An 8652-nucleotide genomic window follows, 5' to 3' on the forward strand; every position below is an offset into this window, starting at 1 on the left:
TGAACGGAATAACCTCCACAGCCGTATGTTCCCCCTCACCCCAGCCCTCTTCCTCAAGGGAGAGGGAGCCGTCTGTGCAGGCATTATCTTGTGGGGATACCCCAGCCTTTAGCAAGAAGGGTAAACTTATTTCACCGCTTCCGGCAGCGTCACAATCCACAGCTCGCTGTCCGACTCCGGCTTTTTCAGCGGCTTTACGCTGAGCGTGGTTTCCACCGGCTTATCATCCAGCGTCAGCTTGCCTTCCGCGTTCACCCGATAATCCTTGAGCTTCTTGCCCTCGACCGGGTTTTGCATCGCCACCTTCACGCCAAAGTCGTTATCGTTCGCCACCGCAAGCGTTTTGCTGTCGATCAGCGCCAGCCCTTCGGCCTTCTCCTGCTGCCAGCCCAGCGCGCGGAGATCGACCACCTGCGTTTTTGCCGCAAGGGTAATGCCGCGCTGCGCCAGGGTTTTCTCATCATCAAACTCCGGGTACTCGCCCGGCTTGTCGAAGGCGGTCAGGTCGCTCGCCTTGCTGAGATCCACCTTGTAGATAAGGTTACGCATGCCGTCGTTTTTATCGCTTCCCTGCTCAATCAGCAGGATGTGCTGGTCATCGAGCGCCACGATGTCGCCGATTTTGGCGTCGCTGTTTTTGCTGTAGGCCGCGCTGTCGATAGGGTAACCGTACATCGCCGTTTTCCCGGTTGCCGGGTCGAAGCTCACCAGACGCGTAAACAGCGCCTGCTTTTTGCTCTTACCGTCGATATCCAGCGTGCTTTGCACGGCGGCGATAATACGCCCGTCCGGCATCCGGGTCAGGCCTTCAAAGCCCCGGTTCGCCTGGCGCCATTTGATAATGTTTGGCAAACCGCCCGCGATGGATTTCTCCCCTTCCGCCGCCTGCGGCCCGTGGATCGCCAGGATCTTCCCTTTGCCGTCGACGTTAATCAGGAAAGGGCCATATTCGTCGCACAGCCAGTAGCCGCCTTTCCCGTCCGGCGTGATGCCTTCCGTATCCAGCCCGCGGTTGTCACCCTTCAGGATCTTGAGGGTATCGCTGAAGGCCACTTCGTTAGTGGAGCCAATCACACCGCTTTGCAGCGGCAGACCGTTGATCTCGCCTTTATCATCATGCAGCGGGCGGGCATCGACAGCCTCCGCTTTGCCGTTCTGAACGCGGATGGTCATCAGCAGCGGCGCGAAATCTGGCGTGACAAATATTTTGGCTTCGTTTTTACCCATTTTTGGCGCATCGGCGTTTGGACCGCGATCGGTCACGGTCGCAAAGGTCAGGGCGTCGCCCTGCTTGCCCGTAAACAGCAGGCCAGAACCAATGCCCACGGGCAGTCCGTCCGGAAACGAGCTGGCAAACGCGCCGCTGTAGCTCACGTGGGAGCCTTCAGGGAAGCTGACGACATAGCGCTCAGCAGTGGGCTGCGCCGCCACGCCAGAGAAAGAGAGCGCACAACCGATAAGTACAGGAATAATTTTTCTTTTCATATTGTTAGCATCCAGTTAGTGAAGCCAACAACGTAAAGAATAAACGTGTCAGAAAAATGACATGGAAGGGAAACCGGCCTGCGCGCTTGAACGTATATTCATCGCTCGAAATGTAAGGCTTTGTTGTTTTGTGTGACAGGTGAAACATTTTTGGAAATTATTAGAAACCCAATTAATTCATCTCAAATCACTATCCCCACCTCGTTCAGTTTATGTTTAGTCAAAAAACTAAACGGTTCCTAAACGCTAAAAACATCCCCTGTTGACACCCCGACAATCAAACATCATTGCAACAACTTCAATAAAATAGTTAACAATATCAGTATAAAACCGCGATTTATGTCACATTTGCAGTCATTAACATCGCTTGTTAAGGTGCGCCCAGATGAATTTAATGACGAGGCATAAAACATGAAAAAACTGAATATCCTTCTTCTTTCTGCTCTGGCTGCCGTATCGGGTTCCGCACTGGCGATGGGCGGCACCGTTGAGCAGGGTAAAAACTTTACCAACCTCAATCTGGAAATGGGGAAATCCTCATCCGGTGTTTATCTCGAAAGCAACTGGCTCAAAAACACCGATGACGGTACCCAGACCGGGGGCGTGGGCGCAGGCTACAACCTGGGTCTTGGCCCGGTGATGCTGAATGCGGGTGCAAAAGCCATCTACCTCGGCCCGAAAAAAGGCGATAACGGCGTGGCGTTCCCGATTGGCGGCGGCGTAAACGTTGCCCTGACCGACAGCATCCACGTGTACGGTGAAGGCTATGTCGCACCAGAAGGCCTGAACAACAGCGTGAAAAACTACGTCGAAGCCAACGGCGGCGTAAGCTGGACGCCAATTACGCCAGTGACCCTGAAAGTGGGCTACCGCCACGTGAGCGTGGACGGTAAAGACGGTCGTCCTGGCCACACGCTGATTGACGGCGCATACGTAGGCGGTGGAGTCACCTTCTGATGAAACACCGCATGACCGCGCTTTGCGTTCTGAGCCTCACGCTGATGCTCACCGGCTGCGTCCAGTACAAATGGGTGAAACCGGGCGTCAGCGATGCTGAGATGAATAAAAAGCTCACGGAATGCGAAGCGCAGGCGCTGATCGATCTGCCCCCGGATAACGTCGTGACCGGTTCGAGTTCGGAAAAAACGGACAAAAAGAACAAGAAAAAGGATATTTCCACGAGCTACACGGTTGAAGACGCGAATGAATATCGCCGGGATACGCTAGTCGACAGCTGCATGTTCAAAAGCGGCTGGGACAAGATCGAAGTCAAATAATCCCCCTTTTAAAAAAACCTGCCGGCTGGCAGGTTTTTTATTACCTCTTACTTACGCACCACCACCAGCTTCTGGTTAACAAACTCTTTGATCCCCAGATCCGACAGCTCGCGCCCGTAGCCGGAGCGCTTCACCCCGCCGAACGGCAGCTCCGGTGCGGTATCGGTGAGCCAGTTGATGTACACCATCCCGGTCTCAATCCGTGACGCCATTTTCTTCGCGCGCTCGATATTCTGACTAAATACCGCCCCGCCCAGGCCGTAGTGGGAGTCGTTAGCCAGCGCGACCGCCTCGTCGTCGCTTTTCACGACGTAAATCTGCGCTACCGGGCCGAAGAACTCTTCGAAATACGCCGGGTTATCGCGGGAGATATTCGTCAGGATCGTCGGTTCGAAGAAACTCCCGTCGCGCTGTACCGGTTTGCCGCCATAGTGCAGCGTCGCGCCGTTTTTCACCGCCTCGTTAACCTGTTTGGTCAACGTTTCTAGCGCATCTTTCGACGACAGCGGCCCCAGCGTGGTGCTTTCGTCCAGCGGATCGCCAATCTTCACCTGCTTAAACGCCTCGGTGAATTTGCTCAGGAAGGCGTCGGCGATCTTTTCATGCAGGATAAAGCGCTTCGCCGCGGTGCAGACCTGCCCGGCGTTGTTGAGCCGCGCGTTAACGCCAATTTTCACGGCCTTCTCAAGGTCTGCGTCATCCAGCACCACGAGCACGTCGTTACCGCCCAGCTCCAGCGTGGATTTCTTGATATGCTTCGCCGCCTGCGCGGCCACCACGCTGCCGGCCTTTTCGGAGCCGGTTAATGCGGCGCCCTGCACGCGATCGTCAGCAATGATATTCGCCACCTGCTCGGACGAAATAAACAGGTTGGTCCACGCCCCTTCCGGTGCGCCCGCCTCGCGCACCAGATGGGCAAAGGTCTCGGCGCAGTGCGGTACGATGCTGGCATGCTTGGCGATGACGGGGTTCCCCGCCGCCAGGTTTGGCGCCAGCACGCGCATCAGCTGGTAGTACGGGAAGTTCCACGGCTCAACGGCCATCAGCACGCCAATCGGGTGATGCTCCACCCAGGCTTCACCGAGCTCAGAGTCGTACTTCACCGGGGCCAGGAACTGCTTCGCGTTGTCGGCGTAGTAGCGCGCGATCTGCGCGCACAGCTTCACCTCGCCGCGGCTCTGTTCGATGAGCTTACCCATCTCCTGGCTGGCGATTTTAGCCAGATCCTCCACGCGCTCGTCGATCAGATCGGCAAGCTTATGCAGCACCGGCAGGCGCTGGCTGATGTCGCCTTTCGCCCAGTCCGAATGATAAAGCGCATCGGCCGCCTTCAGCGCCGCTTCGATATCCGCGTCGGTATGTGAGGGGTATTCTTTGATGAGCTGGTTAGTGGCAGGATTTACTGTCTGATAAGCCATGTCGAATCTCCTTGTTTTACCGCTTAGGGTATTAAGGGTAGTCAACATGACTGGCTATGGACGTAAAGTTGGGTATATCCGGAAGGTTCTTAATGAAGCGCTGCCAGAGGGGTCGCTGACATGGTATAAAAAATCTTCAGAAGGAGCGCCCATGACCGATACCCGACATATCCGCCAGACTTTTCACCGCACCTCAGGCCTTGAGCTGCGCAGCACCTGGCAGAGTACGCAAGCGTACAAACGCCACAGTCACTCTCAGCTCTCCATCGGCGCGATTGTGGAGGGCCAGACCTGCTGCGTGTGTCACGACAGAGATTACATCCTTAACCCCGGGGACCTCATCGTGATCCCGGCCTGTGCGCCGCACAGCTGTAACCCCGTCGCCGGGCAACCGCGCAGCTACCATATGCTCTACATCGACACCGGGCTTCCGCTGGCGCTACAGGTGATTCGTAGCCCAACCCTGTTTGCCCATTACCTGGACGTTGTCGAGACCCTGTCTCCGGCATCACTGGAAACGCTGCTTTCTGCCCTTCCCCGCGCCGTGGATAACGCTGACGCGCTTCGCGCAACCAGCCAGCAGATTCAGCAGGCGTTTCTTTCCGATCTCACCTGCCCGCCTTCCCTCGACGAGCTTGCCCAACGCTTCTCGCTGCGCAAGGAGACGCTGATCCGCACCTTCAGGCAGGACACCGGCCTGACGCCGGGCAGCTTTCTCAACATCTCCCGCGTGGAATACGCTAAAGCGCGGCTGCGCGCCGGGGATGATATTGCCGACGTCGGCTATCAGAGCGGCTTTGCCGACCAGAGCCATTTTCATAAGACCTTCGTCAGCTATACCGCCGCCACGCCGCGCCAGTACGCGACGGGCCGATCAATATCAGACAATAAATAGGTTCTGCAGCGCCGTAGTCTGACCGCAGATTATTTACTGAGGTCGCTATGGAACTGTTCTTCCCTTCCGCTTTTCTCGCCCTGGCGCTGGCGCATTTTGTCGCCCTGCTAAGCCCGGGCCCTGATTTCTTCCTGCTGGTGGGCTACGCCGCGCGCTATCGGCTGCGGGGTAGCGCCGGACTGTGCCTCGGCATCGCCGCGGGTAACGGGCTTTACATCCTGCTGGTGATTATCGGCTGGAGCGCGCTGCGCCAGTTTGCCTGGCTGTTTACGCTTATCGAGCTTTGCGGGGCGCTGTACCTGCTGTGGATCGGCTCGCATCTGGTGCGCAGCCGACCGCAGGCGCTGGCGCTGAATGAAACCCATCAGCGCTGCCCCTCGCTGCGCAAGCAGATCCTGCTGGGGCTCGGTTCGGCGCTGTTAAATCCGAAGAACGCGCTGTTCTATCTGGCGCTGATGACGGCGCTACTGGGGCCGGACGTGACGCTGCTTCAGCAGGCGACGTGCGGCGTCTGGATGGTGATGGTGGTACTGGCGTGGGATCTGGCGCTGGTGTCGCTGATGGGGCTATCGGCGATTCAGCAGAAGCTTAGACGTTCGCTGTGGTGGATTGAGCGCACGGCGGGGGCAGTGCTGATGGGGTTTGGCGGGTGGGTGCTGTGGCGATTATGCGTTAATGCTTTATGAACCCGCCCCATCATTTGTACTGAAATAAACATTCATGACACCCATCAGTCATTGCAAGCAATAACAATAACATATTGATTTAGATCGATTTTTTAGTCGATCAATACCATTAACCATGATAAAAAGAGGGTTTTAGAAAATCATTAAAAATGCCTGAAATAGGGGCAAGGACGCTTTTATGAGTACCCTGAATTTCTCCCAAACAGCAGCCTTTATCTGGTCTGTCGCCGATCTCCTGCGCGGTGATTTTAAGCAGTCTCAATATGGCCGTATTATTCTCCCGTTTACCCTGTTGCGCCGCCTGGAATGCGTGCTTGAAGAGACGAAAGAGGCCGTCGTTATTGAGGCTCAAAAAGTCCGCTCTTCCCCCCTACCTGAAGAAGCGAAAGAAAAGTTAATCCTGCGCGCCACCAGCGGACTGACGTTCTTTAACGCCTCGCCCCTGGACCTGAGCAAAATGGGGCAAAACGACATCAGGGCCAACCTGGAAAACTACATTCAATATTTTTCCAGAGACGCGCGCGAGATTTTCGAGCACTTTAAATTCAGCGAATTCATTGGGTTGCTGGATGAGGCTAATCTCCTCTACAAAGTGGTGCAGAAATTTGCCACCACCGATCTCAGCCCGCAGGCCATCTCCAACCACGATATGGGTCTGGTCTTCGAGGAGCTGATCCGTCGTTTTGCCGAAAGCTCGAATGAAACCGCCGGTGAACACTTCACGCCGCGCGATATCGTGCGTCTCACTACCTCGCTGGTGTTTATGGAAGACGACGAGGCTCTCACCAAAGAGGGCGTCATTCGAACCCTTTACGATCCGACGGCGGGCACGGGCGGATTTCTCTCTGCCGGAATGGAGTACGTTCATGAACTCAACCCGAATGCAGTGATGCGCGCGTTCGGACAAGAGCTGAACCCGGAGTCCTACGCTATCTGCAAGGCTGATATGCTGATAAAAGGTCAGGACGTCAGCCGCATCAAGCTGGGCAACACCCTTTCTAACGATCAGCTTCCCGCCGATCGCTTCGATTACATGCTGTCGAACCCGCCGTTTGGCGTGGACTGGAAGAAGATCGAAGCCGACGTTAACAACGAGCATCGCAAAGGATTTGACGGGCGTTTCGGGCCCGGCCTGCCGCGCGTTTCCGACGGCTCGCTGCTCTTCCTGCTGCACCTGATCAGCAAAATGCGTGATGCCGATACCGGCGGGCGCATCGGGATCATTCTCAACGGTTCACCGCTGTTCACTGGCGGCGCGGGCAGCGGCGAAAGCGAGATCCGCCGCTACATCCTTGAAGCCGATCTGCTGGAAGGGATCGTCGCCCTGCCCACCGACATGTTCTACAACACCGGGATCGCCACCTACGTGTGGATCCTGTCGAACAAAAAGGCGGCGGAGCGTAAGGGCAAGATCCAGCTGATCGACGCCAGCAAGCTATGCAGCAAAATCCGTAAGTCATTGGGTGCGAAGCGCAACATGATGAGCGAGGAAGACATCCGGCTCATTACCCGCACCTTTGGCGACTTCGACGTCGTGGAAGTTAAAAACGCCGATGAAGAACGCACCCTGGCCTGCAAGATATTCAACAGCACCGACTTTGGTTTCCGCCGCCTGACCATTGAGCGCCCGCTGCGTTTAACGGCCCAGGTCACGGATGAATCCATTGCCGCGCTGCGCTTTGCGCCAAAACCACTTAACGCACCGATGGCGTGCCTGTACGACGCGTTCGGTGCCTTCTGGCAGGACGAGAACTACGGCAACTTTGCCGAGTTCGAGGTGGAAGCACGCGCCGTTATCAAGGCTGAATTCCCTGAGCTTAAAGAGAAGCAGATTAAGGATCTGCTCGACGCAACGCTGTGGCGACAACAGCGCGCGCTGATGGTTAAAGCGCAAAAAATCCAGACGTCGCTCGACGGGAAAGCAGGTGGTCTCGCTCAGCCGAGCGATGATTTCAATCAGTTCCAGCTGACGCTCAAAGAGGCGTTTAAAACTGCCGCCGTTAAGCTGGATGCCAAAGAGCATAAGCAGTTTATCGAGGCCATTACCCGCAAAAACCCGGACGCGGAGCCGGTCGTCAAAAAGGTGCTCAGGGAAGATGCGCAGCCGCTGTACGGCGCGTTTGCGTACCGCGGACAGGTGGTGGAGTTTGAGCAGGATGCCGACCTGCGCGACAACGAGAACGTAGCGCTCGATCCGTCTGTTTCGACCAGCGATTTGATTGAAGGCTACGTGAAGGCGGAGGTGCTCCCGCACGTACCGGACGCGTGGATTAATGCCGACAAGCGCGATGCCCGCGACGGCGAGGTTGGGGTCGTTGGATATGAGATTCCATTTAACCGGCATTTTTATGTCTATAAGCCACCGCGCCCGCTGGAGGAGATTGACGCGGAGCTGGATGCGCTGAGCGCGGAGATTATGAAGCTGCTGCAGGAGGTACACTCCTGATGGCTAAGTATAAGGCGTATCCGGAATATAAGGATTCTGGGGTTGAGTGGGTAATGTCTATCCCTTCCCACTGGAATGTCAAACCAACGTTCTCTTGTTGCGATGCATCCACGACAAAGAATACAGATGGTTTGGAATATAATGTTCTTTCACTTAGCTATGGTAAAATAGTGTCCCGAGACATTGATAGTAACTATGGTTTGTTACCTGAATCCTTTAATACTTATCAACTTGTAGATAAAGGTGACACAATACTCCGCCTAACAGATTTGCAAAATGATAAGAAAAGTTTACGCGTAGGTTTGGTTACTCAGAAAGGAATAATCACATCCGCCTACCTTAAACTAGCCGTAAAAAAATATTTAACTCCTGTTTTCCTATATCAGATACTTCATTCGGGTGATGCTGCCAACTTACTGATTTAGTGTATGATGGTGTTTTTGAG

General features: G+C 55.4%; 8 protein-coding genes. 6 read left to right on the forward strand and 2 right to left on the reverse strand.

All coding sequences use genetic code 11. The features are described from left to right. Nucleotides 1-126 precede the first annotated feature (126 nt). The gene (locus ADJ24_RS05090; RefSeq protein WP_023310270.1) at nucleotides 127-1485 is read right to left on the reverse strand and encodes an esterase-like activity of phytase family protein; all 1359 of its coding nucleotides are present in this window, start codon (nucleotides 1483-1485) and stop codon (nucleotides 127-129) included. Between the two features lie 411 nt (nucleotides 1486-1896). Between ADJ24_RS05090 and ADJ24_RS05095 the strand changes: the two genes are divergently transcribed. Together ADJ24_RS05095 and ADJ24_RS05100 are read left to right on the forward strand one after the other, a co-directional pair. Continuing rightward, entirely contained in the window at nucleotides 1897-2442 is a 546-nt protein-coding gene (locus ADJ24_RS05095) for a YfaZ family outer membrane protein (RefSeq protein WP_023310269.1), read from the forward strand. Continuing rightward, nucleotides 2442-2762, forward strand: a complete 321-nt coding sequence (locus tag ADJ24_RS05100) for a hypothetical protein (RefSeq protein ID WP_023310268.1) — start codon at nucleotides 2442-2444, stop codon at nucleotides 2760-2762. The genes ADJ24_RS05095 and ADJ24_RS05100 overlap by 1 nt, the downstream gene beginning before the upstream one ends. Nucleotides 2763-2809: 47 nt before the next feature. Here ADJ24_RS05100 and ADJ24_RS05105 read toward each other — a convergent pair whose 3' ends face one another. Continuing rightward, nucleotides 2810-4180 (reverse strand): NAD-dependent succinate-semialdehyde dehydrogenase, encoded by a 1371-nt coding sequence (locus tag ADJ24_RS05105; RefSeq protein WP_023310267.1) that lies wholly within the window; start codon nucleotides 4178-4180, stop codon nucleotides 2810-2812. Between the two features lie 151 nt (nucleotides 4181-4331). On the opposite strand from ADJ24_RS05105, the gene ADJ24_RS05110 reads away from it, so the two are divergent. The 4 genes from ADJ24_RS05110 to ADJ24_RS05125 all read left to right on the forward strand — a co-directional run bounded on the left by ADJ24_RS05110 (nucleotide 4332) and on the right by ADJ24_RS05125 (nucleotide 8632). Continuing rightward, nucleotides 4332-5075 carry a helix-turn-helix transcriptional regulator gene (locus ADJ24_RS05110; RefSeq protein WP_023310266.1) on the forward strand — a complete coding sequence of 248 codons (744 nt, stop codon included), beginning with the start codon at nucleotides 4332-4334 and terminating at the stop codon, nucleotides 5073-5075. Nucleotides 5076-5122: 47 nt separating this feature from the next. Next, nucleotides 5123-5761, forward strand: a complete 639-nt coding sequence (locus ADJ24_RS05115; protein ID WP_023310265.1) for a LysE family translocator — start codon at nucleotides 5123-5125, stop codon at nucleotides 5759-5761. Between the two features lie 178 nt (nucleotides 5762-5939). After that, nucleotides 5940-8207, forward strand: coding sequence for a type I restriction-modification system subunit M (locus tag ADJ24_RS05120; RefSeq protein WP_023310264.1), 2268 nt, complete (start codon nucleotides 5940-5942; stop codon nucleotides 8205-8207). Then, nucleotides 8207-8632 carry a hypothetical protein gene (locus tag ADJ24_RS05125; RefSeq protein ID WP_048702275.1) on the forward strand — a complete coding sequence of 142 codons (426 nt, stop codon included), beginning with the start codon at nucleotides 8207-8209 and terminating at the stop codon, nucleotides 8630-8632. Before ADJ24_RS05120 ends, ADJ24_RS05125 begins: the two co-directional genes overlap by 1 nt. Nucleotides 8633-8652 lie beyond the last annotated feature (20 nt).

This window comes from Enterobacter sp. 940_PEND, assembly GCF_001059415.1.
Classification (GTDB): domain Bacteria; phylum Pseudomonadota; class Gammaproteobacteria; order Enterobacterales; family Enterobacteriaceae; genus Enterobacter; species Enterobacter cloacae_M.